This window comes from Citrobacter sp. RHBSTW-00017 (assembly GCF_013797615.1).
GTDB classification, from domain to species: domain Bacteria; phylum Pseudomonadota; class Gammaproteobacteria; order Enterobacterales; family Enterobacteriaceae; genus Citrobacter; species Citrobacter braakii.
The window spans coordinates 3,770,178-3,787,700 of record NZ_CP056899.1; the positions used below are offsets into that span (position 1 = coordinate 3,770,178).

Annotated in this window: 13 protein-coding genes and 1 pseudogene; 3 read left to right on the plus strand and 11 right to left on the minus strand. The window is 54.7% G+C overall.

Annotated features, from left to right (window positions below):
• Window positions 1-21: 21 nt before the first annotated feature.
• The 5 genes from secF to queA are packed head-to-tail and all read right to left on the minus strand — an operon-like array spanning window position 22 to window position 5,487.
• Window positions 22-993, minus strand: a complete 972-nt coding sequence (secF, locus tag HV037_RS18365) for a protein translocase subunit SecF (RefSeq protein ID WP_003021550.1) — start codon at window positions 991-993, stop codon at window positions 22-24.
• Between the two features lie 10 nt (window positions 994-1,003).
• Entirely contained in the window at window positions 1,004-2,851 is a 1,848-nt protein-coding gene (gene secD / locus HV037_RS18370; protein WP_003021547.1) for a protein translocase subunit SecD, read from the minus strand.
• A 27-nt stretch (window positions 2,852-2,878) separates the two neighbouring features.
• Window positions 2,879-3,211, minus strand: a complete 333-nt coding sequence (gene yajC / locus HV037_RS18375) for a preprotein translocase subunit YajC (RefSeq protein WP_003021544.1) — start codon at window positions 3,209-3,211, stop codon at window positions 2,879-2,881.
• 22 nt (window positions 3,212-3,233) lie between these two features.
• Window positions 3,234-4,361 (minus strand): tRNA guanosine(34) transglycosylase Tgt, encoded by a 1,128-nt coding sequence (gene tgt, locus HV037_RS18380; RefSeq protein ID WP_103283539.1) that lies wholly within the window; start codon window positions 4,359-4,361, stop codon window positions 3,234-3,236.
• A gap of 55 nt (window positions 4,362-4,416) precedes the next feature.
• On the minus strand, window positions 4,417-5,487 hold the full coding sequence (gene queA / locus HV037_RS18385) for a tRNA preQ1(34) S-adenosylmethionine ribosyltransferase-isomerase QueA (protein ID WP_181545564.1): 1,071 nt from the start codon (window positions 5,485-5,487) through the stop codon (window positions 4,417-4,419).
• Between the two features lie 217 nt (window positions 5,488-5,704).
• On the opposite strand from queA, the gene acpH reads away from it, so the two are divergent.
• Window positions 5,705-6,286 (plus strand): ACP phosphodiesterase, encoded by a 582-nt coding sequence (acpH, locus tag HV037_RS18390; protein ID WP_016155851.1) that lies wholly within the window; start codon window positions 5,705-5,707, stop codon window positions 6,284-6,286.
• Between the two features lie 168 nt (window positions 6,287-6,454).
• Window positions 6,455-7,057, plus strand: a complete 603-nt coding sequence (locus HV037_RS18395; protein ID WP_003021524.1) for a peroxiredoxin — start codon at window positions 6,455-6,457, stop codon at window positions 7,055-7,057.
• Between the two features lie 48 nt (window positions 7,058-7,105).
• Here the strand turns inward: HV037_RS18395 and HV037_RS18400 are convergent, their stop codons facing one another.
• From HV037_RS18400 to HV037_RS18420, 5 genes and pseudogenes are all read right to left on the minus strand, one after another.
• Window positions 7,106-8,500 carry a DUF3999 domain-containing protein gene (locus HV037_RS18400; RefSeq protein ID WP_103283538.1) on the minus strand — a complete coding sequence of 465 codons (1,395 nt, stop codon included), beginning with the start codon at window positions 8,498-8,500 and terminating at the stop codon, window positions 7,106-7,108.
• Window positions 8,497-11,139 (minus strand): annotated as a pseudogene (locus tag HV037_RS18405) (DUF2339 domain-containing protein). Before HV037_RS18405 ends, HV037_RS18400 begins: the two are co-directional and overlap by 4 nt.
• A gap of 136 nt (window positions 11,140-11,275) precedes the next feature.
• Window positions 11,276-13,144, minus strand: a complete 1,869-nt coding sequence (locus HV037_RS18410; RefSeq protein ID WP_016155848.1) for an amidohydrolase — start codon at window positions 13,142-13,144, stop codon at window positions 11,276-11,278.
• Between the two features lie 21 nt (window positions 13,145-13,165).
• Window positions 13,166-13,711 (minus strand): antibiotic biosynthesis monooxygenase, encoded by a 546-nt coding sequence (locus tag HV037_RS18415; protein ID WP_016152022.1) that lies wholly within the window; start codon window positions 13,709-13,711, stop codon window positions 13,166-13,168.
• A gap of 173 nt (window positions 13,712-13,884) precedes the next feature.
• Window positions 13,885-14,526, minus strand: a complete 642-nt coding sequence (locus HV037_RS18420; RefSeq protein WP_003021513.1) for a hydrolase — start codon at window positions 14,524-14,526, stop codon at window positions 13,885-13,887.
• A gap of 273 nt (window positions 14,527-14,799) precedes the next feature.
• Between HV037_RS18420 and HV037_RS18425 the strand changes: the two genes are divergently transcribed.
• Window positions 14,800-15,702, plus strand: a complete 903-nt coding sequence (locus HV037_RS18425; protein ID WP_049042268.1) for a LysR family transcriptional regulator — start codon at window positions 14,800-14,802, stop codon at window positions 15,700-15,702.
• Here the strand turns inward: HV037_RS18425 and malZ are convergent.
• On the minus strand, window positions 15,696-17,513 hold the full coding sequence (malZ, locus tag HV037_RS18430) for a maltodextrin glucosidase (RefSeq protein WP_103283537.1): 1,818 nt from the start codon (window positions 17,511-17,513) through the stop codon (window positions 15,696-15,698). The two genes, HV037_RS18425 and malZ, sit on opposite strands and share 7 nt — an antisense overlap.
• Window positions 17,514-17,523 lie beyond the last annotated feature (10 nt).

The window sequence follows — 17,523 nt, forward strand, 5'->3', positions numbered from 1 at the left end:
AGTATCTTCACTCTTAATAGTTTAAGGCAGAATTGACGGTTGATCCGCCCCTTCTTTCTCAACCTTCTGCTGCAGCATGTGCTCACGCTTCATACCCAGCTTCAGCGCCAGCGCCGATGCTACGTAGATAGAAGATGCAGTACCGATGGAAACACCGATCAGCATCGTCAGCGAGAAGCCTTCCAGTACCGGACCACCGAACAGGAACAGCATCAGAATAACCATCAACGTCGTACCGGACGTAATCAACGTACGGTGCAGCGTCTGAGTCAATGACACGTTAAAGATTTCGTAAGGCGTACCGCGACGAATTTTGCGGAAGTTTTCACGAATACGGTCAGATACGACGATACTGTCGTTCAGCGAGTAACCGATTACCGACATCAACGATGCGACGATAGTCAGATCAATTTCGATATGGAACAACGACAGGATCCCAAGTGTGATAATCACGTCGTGCGCCAGAGCGATAACTACCCCTGCCGCCAGTCGCCACTCAAAGCGGAAACCGACGTACACCAGGATGGATATTAACGCCGCCATCAGCGCCATTGCACCGGTTTGCGCCAGGTCTGCACCCACGCTCGGCCCCACGAATTCAATTCGTTTCACCGCGGCGTTTTGGTTGGTGGATTCGTTAATCACACTCAACACTTTGCTGCCCAGTACCTGACCGCCGTCTGCGCCTTCAGTTGGCGGCATACGCACCATAATGTCGTGGCTGCTGCCGAAGTTCTGCAGAAGCGGATCAACAAAGCCCGCTTTCTCCAGCGCATCGCGCATCACGTCCATATCGGCCGGTTTTTCCAGCGTGATTTCAATTACCGTACCACCGGTGAAATCGAGCCCCCAGTTAAACCCGCGTACGCCCATCACCACGATGGCCGCAATCAGCAGGAAACCTGAAATGCCGAAAGCCCAGTAGTCCCAGCGCATAAAGTCCCAGACTTTACGGCCGTGGTTCAATTGTTCAACAGTATATTCCTGTGCCACTTCGCACTCCTCAGATTGACAGCTTTTTGACGCGCTTGCCGCCATACAACAGGTTTACGATGGCACGTGTACCGACAATCGCGGTAAACATCGACGTCGCCACACCAATACCGGTAGTAATCGCGAACCCTTTAATTGCCCCGGTGCCAACTGCGTACAGGATAATGACCTTAATCAGCGTCGTAATGTTCGCATCAAAGATGGAGCTAAATGCACCCGCATAACCTTCATTGATGGCCTGCTGCACCGAACGCCCGTTACTCAACTCTTCTTTGATACGTTCGTTAATCAGTACGTTCGCATCGACCGCGACGGCAAGGGTTAAGACGATCCCCGCAATCCCCGGCATACTCAGCGTAGCGCCCGGCAGCAGCGACATAATACCGACAATCAGTACCAGGTTAGCAATCAGCGCACTGGTCGCGATCAGACCGAACTTCTTATAGAAGAAGATCATGAACAGGATAGACACCACCAGACCGGCCAGACACGCTTCCAGACCCTGTTTAATGTTCTGCATACCCAGGGTAGGACCGATGGTACGTTCTTCAACAATCTGAATCGGCGCAATCAACGCACCGGCACGTAACAGCAGAGAAAGCTGACGCGCTTCGTTCGGGTTGTTAATACCGGTGATACGGAAGCTGTTGCCCAGGCGAGACTGGATGTTGGCGATGTTAATCACCTCTTCCTGTTTCACCAGCACTGCGCGACCGTTGGCATCTTTTTTACCGCTGTCTTTGTACTCCACGAACAGGGTCGCCATCGGCTTACCGATGTTGTCCTTGGTGAAGTTGGACATGATGTTACCACCCGCGCTATCCAGCGAGATGTTAACCTGCGGCTGATTGTATTCGTCCTGGCTGGAAGTGGAGTCGGTGATATGATCACCGGTCAGGATCACGCGTTTGTACAGCACAACCGGCTGACCTTCACGAGACTGTTTCACTTCCGAATCACCCGGTACACGCCCGGATGCCGCAGCAGACTGGTCAACGTTGGTGTTCACCAGACGGAATTCCAGCGTCGCGGTAGCGCCCAGAATTTCTTTCGCACGCGCGGTATCCTGAATGCCTGGCAGTTCGACCACAATGCGGTCAGCACCCTGACGTTGGACCACCGGCTCAGCAACACCCAGTTGGTTAACACGATTACGCAGAATGTTGATGTTCTGCTGTACCGCGTACTCACGGGCTTCGCTCAGGCGCGCATCGGTCATCACCGCACGCAGAGCATTGCTGCCCTGGCTGGAAATAACCAGATCCTGGTGACGCTTGCTCAGGTAAGAGATAGCTTCATCACGAGCGCTGCTATCACGGAAGGTGATGCTCAGACCGTAGTTATCTTCTTTGCGAACGGTAGTATAAGGAATGCCTTTTTCACGCAGATCGCTGCGCAGGCTATCGATATTTTGTTCCTGCAACTTACTCAGCGCGGTGTCCATATCCACTTCCATCAGGAAGTGAACGCCGCCACGCAGGTCAAGACCGAGTTTCATCGGTTCTGCGTGAATGGCTGCCAGCCAGCGTGGAGTTGCCGGTGCAAGGTTAAGCGCCACGACGTATTGATCGCCCAATACGCCCATTAACACTTCACGAGCGCGCAGTTGGGTATCAGTGGAGTCGAAGCGCGCAAGAATAGCACCCTCTTCCAGAGCCACAGACTTAGGTGTGATTTTATCTTCTTGTAACGTTTTCTGGACCTGGATCAGCGTTTGCTCACTGGCGGCGGCACCGCGCACGCCAGTGATTTGAACAGCCGGATCCTCACCATACAGGTTGGGAAGCGCATAGAGCAGACCGACGACAATAACGACGATCAGCATGACATACTTCCACAAAGGATAACGGTTTAACACGGCAGTTCCCTTTGGGAAAACAATAAATTACAGCGCCTTCATGGTGCCTTTCGGCAGAACGGCAGCTACGAAATCACGTTTAATAACCACTTCAGTGGTGTCGTTCAGCGCGATAGCGATGTAGCCAGATTCTGCTACTTTGGTCACGCGACCCACCAGACCACCGTTAGTCAGCACTTCATCGCCTTTCGCAATGGAGTTCATCAGATTTTTGTGTTCTTTGGTGCGCTTTTGCTGCGGGCGCAGGATCATGAAGTAGAAAATCAGACCAAACACCACCAGCATCAGAATCAGAGACATCGGGCTGCCCTGCGCCGGAGCACCTGTTGCCGCTACCGCATCAGAAATAAAAAAGCTCATTCAAATTCCCTCATTATTAAAATTAATCAACGTTCACAGGTGGAACTGGTCTACCCTGACGTTGGTAAAAATCGGTCACGAAGCTCTCTAATTTACCCTCTTCAATAGTCTTGCGTAAACCCGCCATCAAACGCTGGTAGTAGCGAAGGTTATGAATCGTGTTGAGTCGCGCGCCCAATATTTCGTTGCAACGGTCGAGATGATGCAAGTAAGCGCGCGAATAATTGCGACAGGTGTAGCAATCACACTCAGCATCGAGCGGACTGGTGTCGCTTTTATGTTTCGCGTTACGAATTTTTACCACGCCGTCAGTCACAAACAAATGACCATTACGGGCATTTCGCGTTGGCATCACGCAGTCAAACATATCGATACCGCGACGTACGCCTTCAACCAGATCTTCTGGTTTGCCGACGCCCATCAGGTAACGAGGTTTATCTGCCGGAATCTGTGGGCATACATGCTCCAGGATGCGGTGCATATCTTCCTTCGGCTCACCGACAGCCAAACCGCCGACAGCGTAGCCATCAAAACCGATGTCTACCAGACCTTTAACGGAGATATCACGTAAATCTTCGTAAACACTGCCCTGAATGATGCCAAAAAGCGCATTTTTGTTGCCGAGGCTATCAAAACGATCCCGACTGCGCTTCGCCCAACGCAGAGACATCTCCATCGAGCGTTTAGCATAGTCCCAGTCGGCCGGATACGGTGTACATTCGTCGAAGATCATGACGATATCGGAACCGAGATCGTATTGAATCTCCATCGACTTCTCGGGATCGAGGAAAATCGGATCGCCGTTGATTGGGTTACGGAAATGCACGCCCTGCTCGGTAATCTTACGGATATCACCCAGGCTGAAAACCTGGAAGCCGCCGGAATCGGTGAGGATTGGCCCTTTCCACTGCATAAAATCGTGCAGATCGCCATGCAGTTTCATGATTTCCTGCCCCGGGCGCAGCCACAGGTGGAAGGTGTTACCGAGGATAATCTGCGCGCCAGTTGCTTCAACTTCTTCCGGCGTCATGCCTTTCACGGTGCCGTAAGTACCGACCGGCATAAAAGCAGGTGTTTCTACTACGCCACGATCAAAAACCAGGCGGCCGCGGCGAGCGCGACCGTCTGTGGTATCCAGTTCAAATTTCATCTTAACTCCTGCGTCAGAAAAACAGTCCGACGTTTTAAATACTCATATCGCGGATTTATTCCCCGACACGCTCAGAAATAGCCTGCGGATTGTACGTGATAAACATCGCATCACCGTAACTAAAAAAGCGATATTCCGCTTTTACCGCTTCATGATAGGCGTGCATGGTGTTTTTATAACCAGCAAACGCGGAAACCAGCATGATCAGCGTTGATTCCGGCAGGTGGAAGTTGGTTACCAGGGCATCAATCACCTGATATTTATAGCCAGGATAAATGAATATTTGCGTATCGCCGAAAAACGGCTCGATAAGGTCGTTTTTGGCCGCCTGCGCCGCGCTTTCCAGTGAACGTACGGAGGTGGTGCCCACCGCAATCACGCGGTTTCCGCGCGCTTTCGCCGCCAGCACAGCATCAACGACATCCTGCGGCACTTCCGCATATTCGGAGTGCATGATGTGATCTTCGATGGTGTCTACGCGCACCGGCTGGAAAGTCCCCGCGCCCACGTGCAGCGTGACGAACGCCATTTCAATGCCTTTATCGCGCAGCTTAGCCAGCAGCGGATCGTCAAAGTGCAGACCCGCAGTCGGCGCGGCGACCGCACCCGGTTTTTCGCTATACACGGTCTGATACAGCTCGCGATCGGCGTCTTCATCCGGACGGTCAATATACGGTGGCAGCGGCATATGGCCGATGGCGTTAAGGATATCCAGCACGCTGCGCTCGTCGTTAAACTCGACTTCAAACAGCGCGTCATGGAGTGCCACCATCGTTGCTTTAATACTTTCGTCGTCGCCCAGCAGCAGCTCGGCCCCCGGCTTTGGCGCTTTCGAGGCGCGAATATGCGCCAGAATACGTTTGTCATCCAACATACGCTCGACCAGCACTTCGATCTTGCCGCCGCTGGCTTTACGGCCAAACAGACGCGCCGGAATAACGCGGGTGTTGTTAAAGACCAGCAAATCGCCAGGGTTGAGCTTATCGAGCAAATCGGTGAAAGTACCGTGCGTCAGCGCGCCCGTCGGCCCGTCCAAAGACAGCAAGCGGCAACTACTGCGCTCAGCTTGCGGATAGTGGGCAATCAGGGATTCGGGTAGTTCAAAGGTGAAATCGGTAACGCGCATGACACTGACTCAGACTAAAATAAGAGGCGGGTAGTCTAGTGCCGGGGCGTCCTCCCTGCAACCTTTACCCCTCAAGTTAAAAGACATAATCTATACACAAAATCATTCAAGATGCATCGAGGCGGCAACTGAATGAGTCCCCGGGAGCTTACTCAAGTAAGTGACAGGGGTGAGAGAAGGCAGCCAACAAAGAGGCAGTTTGAAGGATGAAGTGGATATGAATTTTCTTGCACATTTGCATCTGGCTCACCTTGCCGACAGCTCGCTTTCCGGCAATTTGTTGGCCGACTTTGTCCGGGGCAATCCGGAAACGCACTTTTCGCCTGACGTGGTAGAAGGCATCTTCATGCACCGTCGTATCGACGTGATGACCGATAACCTGCCGCAGGTGCGTGAAGCCAAAGAGTGGTTTCGCAGCGAAACGCGCCGTGTCGCGCCAATTACGCTGGACGTAATGTGGGATCATTTTCTGTCGCGCCACTGGTCGGAAATATCCCCCGACTTCCCGCTGGCGGACTTTGTGCGCTATGCTCGCACCCAGGTGACCACTATTTTGCCTGAATCGCCACCGCGCTTTATCAATTTAAACAACTATATATGGTCAGAGAAATGGCTTGAGCGCTATCGGGACATGGATTTTATCCAGAACGTCCTGAATGGCATGGCCAGCCGCCGCCCACGACTCGATGCCCTGCGTGACTCATGGTATGACCTGGATACGCATTACGATGCGTTAGAGGAACGATTCTGGCAGTTTTATCCGCAAATGATGGAACAGGCGCAGCGTAAAACCCTTTGACTACAGCCCGTATTAGCCGCCGGATAAGCAGTAGCCGCCATCCGGCAAAAGATTGATAGACAAAACCTGTCTCATTGATTGCCAGCGCCTCTTTGTCTTATTCCCGAACACTCTCTATACTGGCCCGCGTTGCGTTCCAAAAACCCCTTAACATTGCAGGAGAATTATATGGTACTGGTAACTCGTCAGGCTCCGGATTTCACAGCAGCTGCGGTACTGGGTAGCGGTGAGATCGTTGAAAACTTCAACTTCAAACAGCATACCAACGGTAAAACTACCGTTCTGTTCTTCTGGCCGATGGACTTCACCTTCGTTTGCCCGTCTGAACTGATCGCTTTCGACAAACGTTACGAAGAATTCCAGAAGCGCGGCGTGGAAGTTGTTGGCGTTTCCTTCGACTCTGAATTTGTCCACAACGCATGGCGTAACACCCCTGTCGACAAAGGCGGCATCGGTGCAGTGAAATACGCAATGGTTGCTGACATCAAACGCGAAATCCAGAAAGCCTACGGCATCGAGCACCCGGAAGCGGGCGTTGCTCTGCGCGGTTCTTTCCTGATCGACGCTAACGGCGTTGTTCGCCACCAGGTGGTTAACGATCTGCCGCTGGGTCGTAACATCGACGAAATGCTGCGCATGGTTGACGCGCTGCAGTTCCACGAAGAGCACGGCGACGTTTGCCCGGCACAGTGGGAAAAAGGTAAAGAAGGTATGAACGCGTCTCCGGACGGCGTAGCAAAATACCTGACCGAGAACGTTTCCAGCCTGTAATTGGCATGAATCGTAAGAGGCCCGCAAATGCGGGCCTCTTTTATTGGTTTATGTCGGATTACCCTTTTTCACTTCACGCCAGATTCGCCACGCCATAAGCGCCAGTACGGCGACCCCAAGAATTAACGCCCCCCACACCAACAACGTTTTCCACTGGCTTTGTTGCTCAGCTACTGACGTTGCCGTCAATCGCGCTTCACCACCAAGCGCCACGCTCTCCTGAAGAGTCGCCCACGGTAGATAATCTATCTCCTGCGATTTACGCAGCGACGCCGGGATCAGCATATCGAGACCAACATCTGCCTTTTTCGCCGCCCGGTTTCCCCACGCCAGCATATAAGGCCCTTTGCCCTGCGTATTAAACACCAGTTGATAACTGTCGCGCATGCCGCTCAACTCAGGCAGCCTCTCTGGCAACCGGGCGTTAATGGTCGTCATCCGGACAGCCTCAACCAACTGACCGGAAAGACGAATATCTTCCGCACTCCTCCAGTCCAGATTGTAAAGCATGGTTTTTGTCAGCGGCTGCCAGGGCTCTTTTTCAGCGCTGCGCCAGGCCAGTTCCACCGGTAAAACACCTTCACTTTCCAGATCGATGCGAAGCGAGGTCAGCGGCTGGGGCTGCGCCCATCGCCAGACGGCTTCGTCATCCGAAACCTTAATCCCCTGGGCTTCAATCACGATACGCTCGGATTCCGGCTCGCTGCTGGCCGCTATCGCGCTCACGCTGTTTAACGTCAGCGCCGGACTTTGCGAGTCGAGGATCACAAGCAGGTAGCGAGTCGCCTCCACAGAGAGCGTGAGGCTGGCGCTGATGGTGTCCATTTTCAGGCGATCGTTATCACGCGTCAGATCCATTAACGGCGCATCTTCCTGCACGGGTCGCCAGTAGCGCAAATCACTGCTTGCATAAACCGAGGCTTTCCCCTGCCAGTTGCCCGCCTGCGAGTCCCAGTTCAGGCGTAACTGCGCCAGTGAAAAGGCATCTTTCGTCTCTTCCGGGAGCGTCAGTAAATAGCTCTGGCCGAGCGCTTTGACATCATCACTTTGCAAATGAATTTCAATGCCGCTCTTCGAGCGTAAAACAATAGCGTCTCCGCCTCGTTGCCCCTCCTCACGCGGCGCAACCGGTGACATATCAAGCGGGAAAAAACGCAGCGCCACTGCCTCTGGCGTAACGGGCTGGGTTTTCTGCGCCACCAGAGTAAACGGCACCGTCTCCCCCAGATGGTTAAAGACCCGGACATCGCGCAAATCCGCCCAGGCGGTACCCGGATACACCGCCGGAGGTAGCGAAACGCGATACCACGGCGATGTGCCCGTAGTTTCCAGCGTCACCCCCGTTACGTAGTCCGCCGGAGACTCTTTCACTTCATCGCTGCTTACCGCCGCGCCTGTCGCGCCCAGCAGTACGCTGCATAACACCGCTTTCATCCATTTCATTTTTCTTCTCCAGCTTTGGGCGGTAATGGTGAAAAATACCCGATAATCAACACCAGAATGGCCACGCCGATAAACGCAACCGCGCGCGCCAGGCCGCCGCCTCCTGCGCTGTCCACCAGCATCAGTTTCACAATGACTATCCCCAACAATACCGCGCCACACAGCCATTCCCGACGCGAGCGGCGCCGGGTCGCCCGCAGCATCACCACCAATGCCGCCAGCATCCAGAACAGAGCAAAACAGGTTTGAATCAGCCGTGAATCCCATAGTGCGTCTACACGCCACGCAACCTCGCCATACCAGGACAATGCGCGCAGCAGCACACCATTGAGCCACCAAAAGCTGAGCGCCATCAGCGCCACAACCGGCCATGGGCGGCATACCGAAAGCTGCACCGGGAAATAGCGTTCAGACGCGCGATAAAACACCACCAAGCCCAGCAGGGCAAAAGCTGCGCCCTCTTCCTGCGGGTTGAGCAACGGCAGATAAGTCTGACGATAAACCATGCCATCTTGTAAATTCGTCAGCACGAGCAGACCGACCAGCACCAGCACAACGGGAACCATCGCCTGAACAGAATAGAGGGCCGGCCAGATGCGAAACGGCTAGATTTGTCGATGAACAGACTGATAAATCAGGAAAATAAGCAGCCCGCCAGCCGCCATCATCAGGCCGCTACCCCACGCAGCCCTTCCCCACGGCAGCCCCTGCGCGAACCAGAACAGTTCAACCGCGAGCGCCAGTAAAATCATCCAGAAGAACGATAAATGCGCCAGTCTGGAAAGCATTGGCGGTAATATTTGTGCATCACGCCAGAGCAGCGCTACCGCAACAATTAGCGCCGCGCACCAGGCCAGATTCGGCCAGCCCGCCGCAAAAATCTGCTGTACAGCGATCTGATACATCAGCATCACCAGCATCATCGGCCACAGCAGCCATTTACTGGCATCCAGCTCCCGCCACGCCAGGCGACCCGCGATACTTCGCCAGCCCCAGCTCGATACCGCCATTAATGCCAGCACGCCAGACAGTACCCACCGCTCCTGTTTCAGAACGAGTTGCGATGCCGCAACGAGCGCAACAATCCAGAAAACCAAACCACCAGCGAGTAGCGCCCAACTGCCCGGCATCCAAATGTTGCGCCATAGCCAAGCAGCAACCAGCCAACTGAGGCTGAGCACGGCAAAAATCAGCATGACTGAGAGCGCGGTTGTTCCGTTCGCCAGCGCCCATAGCGCGCTGCCCACGGCCAGCACGAGCAGCGCCGAACCGCTATAACTCATGCGTCGTTGCTGTTGTTGCACGCCCAGCCAGAGGATCCCAAGCCCCTCCAGCGACCAGGCCATCGCCGTCCAACGGGCTGAAAGCGCCAACGGGATAGCAAGCGTGGTAAACGCACCACCGAGCGCCAGGGCGGACAATACCAGAGGTCTCCCCAGAGAAGAGGAACGGCGCAACGCAAACTTTGCTAACACCAGATAGAAACCACCGTAACCCAGCGCACTAAGCGCCGGACCATAAGCCATATGCCGGGTAATGGCATACTGCATTCCAAAACCGATCAGCGGTGGGGCAAACAGCAGTACGCCGTCAATAATCTGTTTGCCTTTTTCCTGCGCCCGGAGCGACAACGCCACGCTCAGCACGCCAAAAATAATCGTGTTGGCGATCAGGAACAGTTGGCAACTCAGGTAATACTCTGGTCGATAGCCCTCCAGGCCCCACACCCCGCCAACGCCGAAGGTGAACAGCAGGCCAAGCAGATTAAGCTCCCGCCAGTGCTGCCAAATGCTGATGGCGAGAATGCCGACCGAGAGCAGAAGATAGAATGAGAAGAGCGCGACATGACTGCCGCCGCCGGTGGAAAGCAACAGCGGCGCGAGATAACCGCCAAGACTTGCCAGCATCGCCAGGCTGAGCGCCTTTTGCAGAATAGCCAGCCCCACACTCGCCGCACAAATCGCCACCAGCAGCGCAAATGCCAGCGTCATTGGCAGCATTTGCCACAGCCGGAACGCGCCAAACACGGTGAGATAGAGTGCTCCGGTAGCTCCCCCCTGTAATATCAGCGCATAGATCGGTTGCTTATGCCGCAGCCGCCAGCCCAACGCCAACAGCACAATAGCGAACAGCGCGGCCGCCACCAGACGCAGCTCCAGCGGAAACAGAGAATGTTCGACCGTATAACGCAGCAGGAAAGAAAGCCCCAAAAACAGGAGCAAAATACCGAGCTTTGCCAACGGGTTACCCTGCATAAACCAGCGCACCAGCGATGACATTACCCCGCCAAAAGCAGAAGGCCGCTCGACGTCGGGCGTAGATACCGCCGCATTATCCGGCTTCGGCTGTGAAACCCACGTGTTAACGGGCTCAGGCGGCGGCTCAGTTACTGGCTCCGGCGATACGCTGCTCATCGCAGCCGTTGGCGCATCGGCAGGAACAATATCTTTTGCTGCCGTTGGCTCAACGGCGCTGGTCTGCGCCACACCGCGCAGCTCCAGCTCCTCTACCCGACGGCGCAAGGCCATCAGCTCAGAACGTACAGCCGCACTGCGTCTGAATGCCACGATCGCGAGGCCAGGAACCACTACCAGCGCGAAGAATAATACAATGCAGCCAAGGGTTAGCAGCTCATCCATGTTTCCACCTTCACTGTATAAAGACAGACCAGAATGACACAAATTGTTGCAGTTGCGCCATATCGGTTAACACGATGAACCGCTTTTCAGAATAGACAATCAGCCCCTGCGTTTGGCCAGGGGCTGTGATGAGGGATTAAAACGCGAAGCAGGAGCAGCCAAGCGCGCCCCAGAAAGCCCGGTCATCTGACACCGGAATTGCCGATTTACGCGCTATATCATGCTGATGACCGTGTACGCCGCAGCTGCCGCAGCACTGGTGCATCTGCACCATTGCGCCAATTTTCGCCGCAGCAGGCGGCGCTGAGCGATAGTGCCCCGGCACTTTTACCACCGGCGACCAGTCAGGTACAACCGGGATGGCCGGCGGCGCCAGCGGAGTGAAATGCCCGGCCGCATACACCACTTTGCCATCGACAATGGTCATTACCGACTCTATGCCTTTGATCTCCTCTTCCGGCACACTGAAGTAATCTTTAGACAGCACCACCAGGTCGGCCAGTTGGTCTTTCTCGATGCGCCCTTTCTTACCCTGTTCGCTGGAGAACCAGGCGCTACCGGCCGTCCACAGTTCCAGCGCCACATCGCGCGGCAGGCGATTGTTATCATCGTACATCGCCATCCCTCCCACAGTACGGCCCGAAACCAGCCAGTAGAGCGCTGTCCACGGGTTGTAGCTGGCCACGCGGGTGGCATCAGTCCCCAGCCCTACCGGAACGTCAGCCGCCAGCATTTTCGCCACTGGCGGGGTATGTTTGACCGCATCTTTGCCATAGCGATCGACAAAATATTCGCCCTGGAACGCCATACGGTGCTGAACAGCGATCCCGCCCCCCAGCGCTTTTACGCGCTCGATATTCCGTTCGGTAATCGTTTCAGCGTGATCGAAGAACCAGTGCAGGCCATTGAACGGGATATCGCGATTCACCTTCTCGAATACGTCGAGCATTCGGCTGATGGATTCATCGTAGGTGGCGTGCAGGCGGAACGGCCAGCGGTGCTCCACGAGGTGGCGCACCACGCGCTCCAGCTCATCTTCCATACCTTCCGGCAGATCCGGGCGTGGCTGGAGAAAGTCTTCAAAATCCGCGGCCGAGAAGACCAGCATTTCCCCTGCCCCATTGGCACGGTAGAAGTCGGTCCCCTGCCCTGGTTTGAGCATATCGGTCCAGCGCTCAAAGTCTTCCAGTTCCTGCTGCGGACGCTGGGTAAACAAGTTGTAGGCGATGCGCACCGTCATCTGTTTGTTGGCGTGTAGCTGCTCAATTATCTCGTAATCTTCCGGGTAGTTCTGAAAACCACCGCCTGCATCGATGGCGCTGGTCAGCCCGAGACGGTTCAGCTCGCGCATAAACTGCCGGGTCGAGTTGACCTGCATTTCCAGCGGCAGTTTTGGTCCTTTTGCCAGCGTCGAATAAAGGATCATGGCGTTGGGTTTGGCGATCAGCATCCCGGTTGGGTTACCGTTGCTATCACGCACAATCTCACCACCCGCCGGGTCCGGCGTCGCTTTGGTGTAGCCGACTGCTTTCAGTGCGGCACGGTTCAGCAAAGCTCTGTCGTAGAGGTGCAGAACAAAAACTGGGGTATCCGGGGCAGCTTCATTCAGTTCTTCGAGGGTTGGCATGCGACGTTCGGCAAACTGGAATTCGCTCCAGCCGCCCACCACGCGCACCCATTGCGGCGATGGCGTTCTGTCAGCCTGCTCTTTGAGCATGCGTAGCGCGTCCGCCAGCGACGGAACGCCTTCCCAACGCAATTCCAGGTTGTAATTCAGACCGCCGCGAATGAGGTGCAGGTGCGAATCGTTCAGGCCCGGGATCACCGTATGCCCTTGCAGATCGACAACCTGCGTCCCGTCGGTGGCAAAACTCATGATGCGATCGTGGCTACCGGTCGCCAGGATCTTACCATTGGCGATCGCCACCGCCTCGACCTGCGGGTTTTGTCTTTCGAGAGTATGAATTTTTCCGTGAGTCAGAATCAGTGTGGCAGTTTGAGACATAACAATCTCCTGAGAAACCGGTCAGGCTTTTTTCAGCCATCCGGCAAACAGACGGGTTACGATGGGCATCCAGAACCAGACCACCAGCGCAACCACACAGGCATCATTGATCAGATGCAGGAGTAACGAGCCCTTCATGGCAGGCAGCACAATACCGGTCAACCACGGCACCAGATTGGTGCTGGGAAAAATCACCAGCAGAGTTATCAGAAACTGTTTCCAGCGCCTGGGCTGACGTACATGGGGCGCGGGCGGTGTAAACCAGAACGCCGCTTCGGTGCGGATTTCAGTTTTATCCCCTTCCGCCAGCAGCGGGGCAATCTCTTCGACCAGCACGCGGCGCGTATCGGACTGGGTCCAGTTATACAGATGCTCAAGCGTGTCGAAGCGGATAATGATGTTCCACAAATTGTTGCCATCTGCAGGACGAATCACATTCGCCCCAAGATGACCGGGAAACTCGGCCGCCACCGGCATGATTTTCCCCAGCCACTGCTCATACCGCTGCGCTTGTTCAGGCAGCAGGGTGTGGGAAATCACCAACGTCACATGTTTGTTCTGCGCCATAAAGGGTTCCTTGTGGAGAGGAAACAGGCCCGCTTAGGCCACGGAAGCAATACACAAAATCATTCATGGCGCATCGAAGCGGCAAGATTGTGTATCCCCGGAAGCTGACAAAGTGAGTGACCGGGGTACGCAAACGAAGCCTACAAAGAGGCAACATGAAGGATGAGGTGTATTTAGGCTTTACGTTCCGGCGCGCCATGCACCATGGTGTAGGCGTAATCCACGCCCATACCGTAGGCGCCGCTGTGCTCACGTACCAGATCCATGACGGCGTCGTAGGTTTCTTTGCGGGACCAGTCGCGCTGGTACTCGAGAAGAACCTGTTGCCAGGTCACTGGTACGGCGCCCGCCTGTACCATGCGGTCGATAGAACGCTCATGGGCATCCACGGACGTGCCGCCGGAAGTGTCAGTTACCACATAAACTTCGTAACCCGCTTCCAGCGCCATCAGCGCCGGGAAAGTCAGGCATACTTCGGTCCACAGCGCGGAGATAATCAATTTTTTACGCCCGGTCGCTTCCACGGCTTTCACAAACGCCGCATCTTCCCAGGAGTTCATCGAGGTGCGTTCAATTGGTTTCACATCAGGATGAACCGCTAACAATTCCGGCCAGATATAACCGCTAAAACTTTTCGTTTCCACAGAAGTATAAATCACCGGAACATTAAATATTTTCCCGGCCTTCGCTAATGCCACGGTATTATTTTTCAAAGTCTGGCGGTCAATATTCGCCACACCAAATGACATTTGCGGCTGATGATCAATAAAAATAAGCGTTGAGTTTTGAGGGTCAATCAGTTCCCGAATAGACATAGCACACCTTCTTAATCAATAAGTTAAAAGGCAACGGTCTGTATCTGCCGTCAGCAGCAGGATCCTGAATCAGAAAGCTTGTTGAGTATAGCGGGAAATTTCTAACGAGTTATTAAAGAAAACTTACCATCCAGTGAAACTATTAATTTTGTGTTGCGATATATCCTAAACAACATCAAAAAAATGCGCATGACTCATCTAATTTATTCACTGGCATTGTTTTTCTCCATTCGGTACAACAGAGGGGTTTAATTTTCAGGATATTTTCTGCTTATGCGCATCAATCTGGATGTTTTGCTAATTCTCGACGCACTTGATAAACAGGGTTCATTTGCCGCAGCGGCCGAATCGCTGTTTAAAACCCCTGCAGCACTCAGCTATATGATTCAAAAGCTGGAAAGTGATTTGAATATCGAGTTGCTTGACCGTTCCGGTCACCGGGCAAAATTTACCGACACCGGTCAGATGATGCTGGAAAAGGGACGTTTGCTGCTGAGTGCGGCAAAAGATCTCGAAAAGCAGGCGGTGCAGCTGAGTTCAGGCTGGGAAAAAGAGCTGGCGATTGCGCTGGACGACTCCTTCCCTTTCGCCTCGCTGCTGCCCATTATCGATGAATTTCACGCGCTGAATAAGCAAACCCGCCTTAACTTCACCCACCATACGCTGGCGGGCTCCTGGGAGGAACTGACGCATAATGGAGCAGATATTATTTTGGGGGCGATTAATGAACCGCCTACGTCAGCGGCCTGGTCCTACAAAATGCTTGGCACGCTGGACAATGTGTTTGTCGTTGCGCCTGAGCATCCGCTGGCCGCAGCACCGGATGGCCTGACTAACGAACAGCTGTGCCTGCACCGGGCGATTGTCATTAGCGACAGCGCCCGCTTTTGTCATCCGTTACAAACCAATCTGATGGAGGAGCAGGCGCAGATTCGCGTTGATGATTTCCACAGTAAGGTGATGCTACTGCGGGCCGGCTTGGGCTGCGGATTTCTCCCCCGCCATATTGCTAACCCGTGGCTTGCCACGGGCGAGCTGGTGGAAAAAACGGTGATCTCATTTCGCCAAAAAGACGTGGCCTATATGGCCTGGCGCAATAACCGCGATGGACTGGCGCAGCGCTGGTGGCGGGAAACGCTGCTGGCAAGCCAGGATGTTACGCGCTTATATCAATGACCCATCCACACCGAGGCGGAAATCGCCGGCAGCGTCAGGATATCCTCGGCAAGCACGCCTTTGCCCTCCTGGTGCTGCCATTGACTGACGCTCAGTAATGGCGAGGCTGGCAGGACCACTTCACAAGCGTGGCCACGGTTAATCGCCACCAATACGCGCTGGCGGTTTAGCACGCGTACAAACACCACCACGTTATCCTCGGCGTAAATCACCTGACAACCACCATGGCGCAGCGCCTGGCTCTGGTGGCGTAATGTTGCCAGCCGCTGATACAACGCCAGCAGGTTAACGTCCTGTTTTTCAGGCTGCCACGGGAATGGTTTGCGACAAAACGGATCGTTGTTCCCATCCAGTCCCACTTCGTCACCGTAGTAAATACAGGGCACACCAGGCCAGGTAAACAGCCACACCACCGCCAACGGTAAACGTGCGACGTCTTTACCGAGCAGAGATTTAAAACGGGCGGTATCGTGGCTGTCGAGCTGGTTGAACATCCGCAACTGCTGCTGATGCGACAAACCCGCGCGATAGTTATCCATCCACGCCATACAGGTCTGGGCGTCAATGAATTGCGGATCGTATGAAATATCGGTATTGGCGAGAAATCCCCATACAGGGAAGGTAAAACCGCGATAGTTCATGGCGGCATCTTCCGCGTCGGCCTGCAACCATTGACGCGCGTCGCCAAAATGCTCGCCCACCACATACGCCTCTGACTGGGTCTCTTTCGCCGCCTGCGTAATTCCGGCCACGTGCTGCAGGTTGTTGTGCGCACCACCGGCCTCTCCCAGCATATGCACCACGTCAAGACGCCAGCCGTCCATACTCCACGGCGCTTTCAGCCAGTGGCGAACGATACTGTCTTCGCCGCGATAAATTTCATTCACCAGGCTTTCAGAGGAAAAGTCCAGCTTGGGCAGGCTGGAATACCCCAGCCAGTCGAGCGCGACGCCGTCGGCTGAGAAATGATACCAGTCGCGCCAGGGGGATTGCGGATTATGGCACGCGCCATCCGTTCCCCGATTATGTCGGTCAAACCAGGCGTGTGAATCGCCGCTATGGTTAAAAACACCGTCGAGAATCAGGCGCATCCCCTGCTGTTGGGTGGTGTGACGCAGGCGCAGCAGCGCCCTGTCGCCGCCAAACTGCGGATCAACATGACGGTAATCTTCGGTATCGTATTTATGCACGCTCGGCGCGGTAAATACCGGATTCAGGTACAGCGCCGTGACGCCTAACGTTTTCAGATACGGCAGCTTTTCGCTGATGCCGTCCAAATCGCCGCCATAAAACGTGGAGCCACCGGCCTGGGCCGTAAGCGGTTCATCCCACTCGCGCCGCACAATATCGTGTCCGGCGGCGTGGTGGTAATAGACGTTATCCTGAGTCGCTTCACGCGACTGGCTGCGGGCAAAACGGTCCGGGAAAATTTGGTAAAAAATCTGATCGGCGACCCACTGCGGACCGTTATCCGGCACATCAACAGCAAACTGCTCCAGACGCGCAGGCGGAAAACGGCTGAATCCCTGCGGGGTGAACCACAGCTGACGATCGAGCCAAAGTAATTTAAAACTATAGCGTCGACGAGGCTGTCCGCTGGAGAGATCGATCGCCGCTCTCCACGCGGTCACGCCCGGCAGCGGCTGGCTGCGTTGCTTGTGCATACCCAGCGAAATCTCTTCGTTATCGTTTTCTGCGCGTAGCGTCACCCGCTGGGGTGGATTTTCCCCCGCCAGCCATAATGTAATCGTCAGTTGATCTTTGTTTTGCTTAACAAATGGGGCAACCGGAAGGTGCCAGGCGTTCAACATCACGTATCCC

What these genes read in the sequence shown, in the direction of transcription:
- HV037_RS18415 (WP_016152022.1), bottom strand. Translation starts at nt 13,711, where the DNA reads ATGGCGCAGAACAAACATGTGACGTTGGTGATTTCCCACACCCTGCTG.
- tgt (WP_103283539.1), bottom strand. Translation starts at nt 4,361, where the DNA reads ATGAAATTTGAACTGGATACCACAGACGGTCGCGCTCGCCGCGGCCGC.
- HV037_RS18410 (WP_016155848.1), bottom strand. Translation starts at nt 13,144, where the DNA reads ATGTCTCAAACTGCCACACTGATTCTGACTCACGGAAAAATTCATACT.
- malZ (WP_103283537.1), bottom strand. Translation starts at nt 17,513, where the DNA reads ATGTTGAACGCCTGGCACCTTCCGGTTGCCCCATTTGTTAAGCAAAAC.
- HV037_RS18420 (WP_003021513.1), bottom strand. Translation starts at nt 14,526, where the DNA reads ATGTCTATTCGGGAACTGATTGACCCTCAAAACTCAACGCTTATTTTT.
- yajC (WP_003021544.1), bottom strand. Translation starts at nt 3,211, where the DNA reads ATGAGCTTTTTTATTTCTGATGCGGTAGCGGCAACAGGTGCTCCGGCG.
- HV037_RS18425 (WP_049042268.1), top strand. Translation starts at nt 14,800, where the DNA reads ATGCGCATCAATCTGGATGTTTTGCTAATTCTCGACGCACTTGATAAA.
- HV037_RS18395 (WP_003021524.1), top strand. Translation starts at nt 6,455, where the DNA reads ATGGTACTGGTAACTCGTCAGGCTCCGGATTTCACAGCAGCTGCGGTA.
- queA (WP_181545564.1), bottom strand. Translation starts at nt 5,487, where the DNA reads ATGCGCGTTACCGATTTCACCTTTGAACTACCCGAATCCCTGATTGCC.
- HV037_RS18400 (WP_103283538.1), bottom strand. Translation starts at nt 8,500, where the DNA reads ATGAAATGGATGAAAGCGGTGTTATGCAGCGTACTGCTGGGCGCGACA.
- acpH (WP_016155851.1), top strand. Translation starts at nt 5,705, where the DNA reads ATGAATTTTCTTGCACATTTGCATCTGGCTCACCTTGCCGACAGCTCG.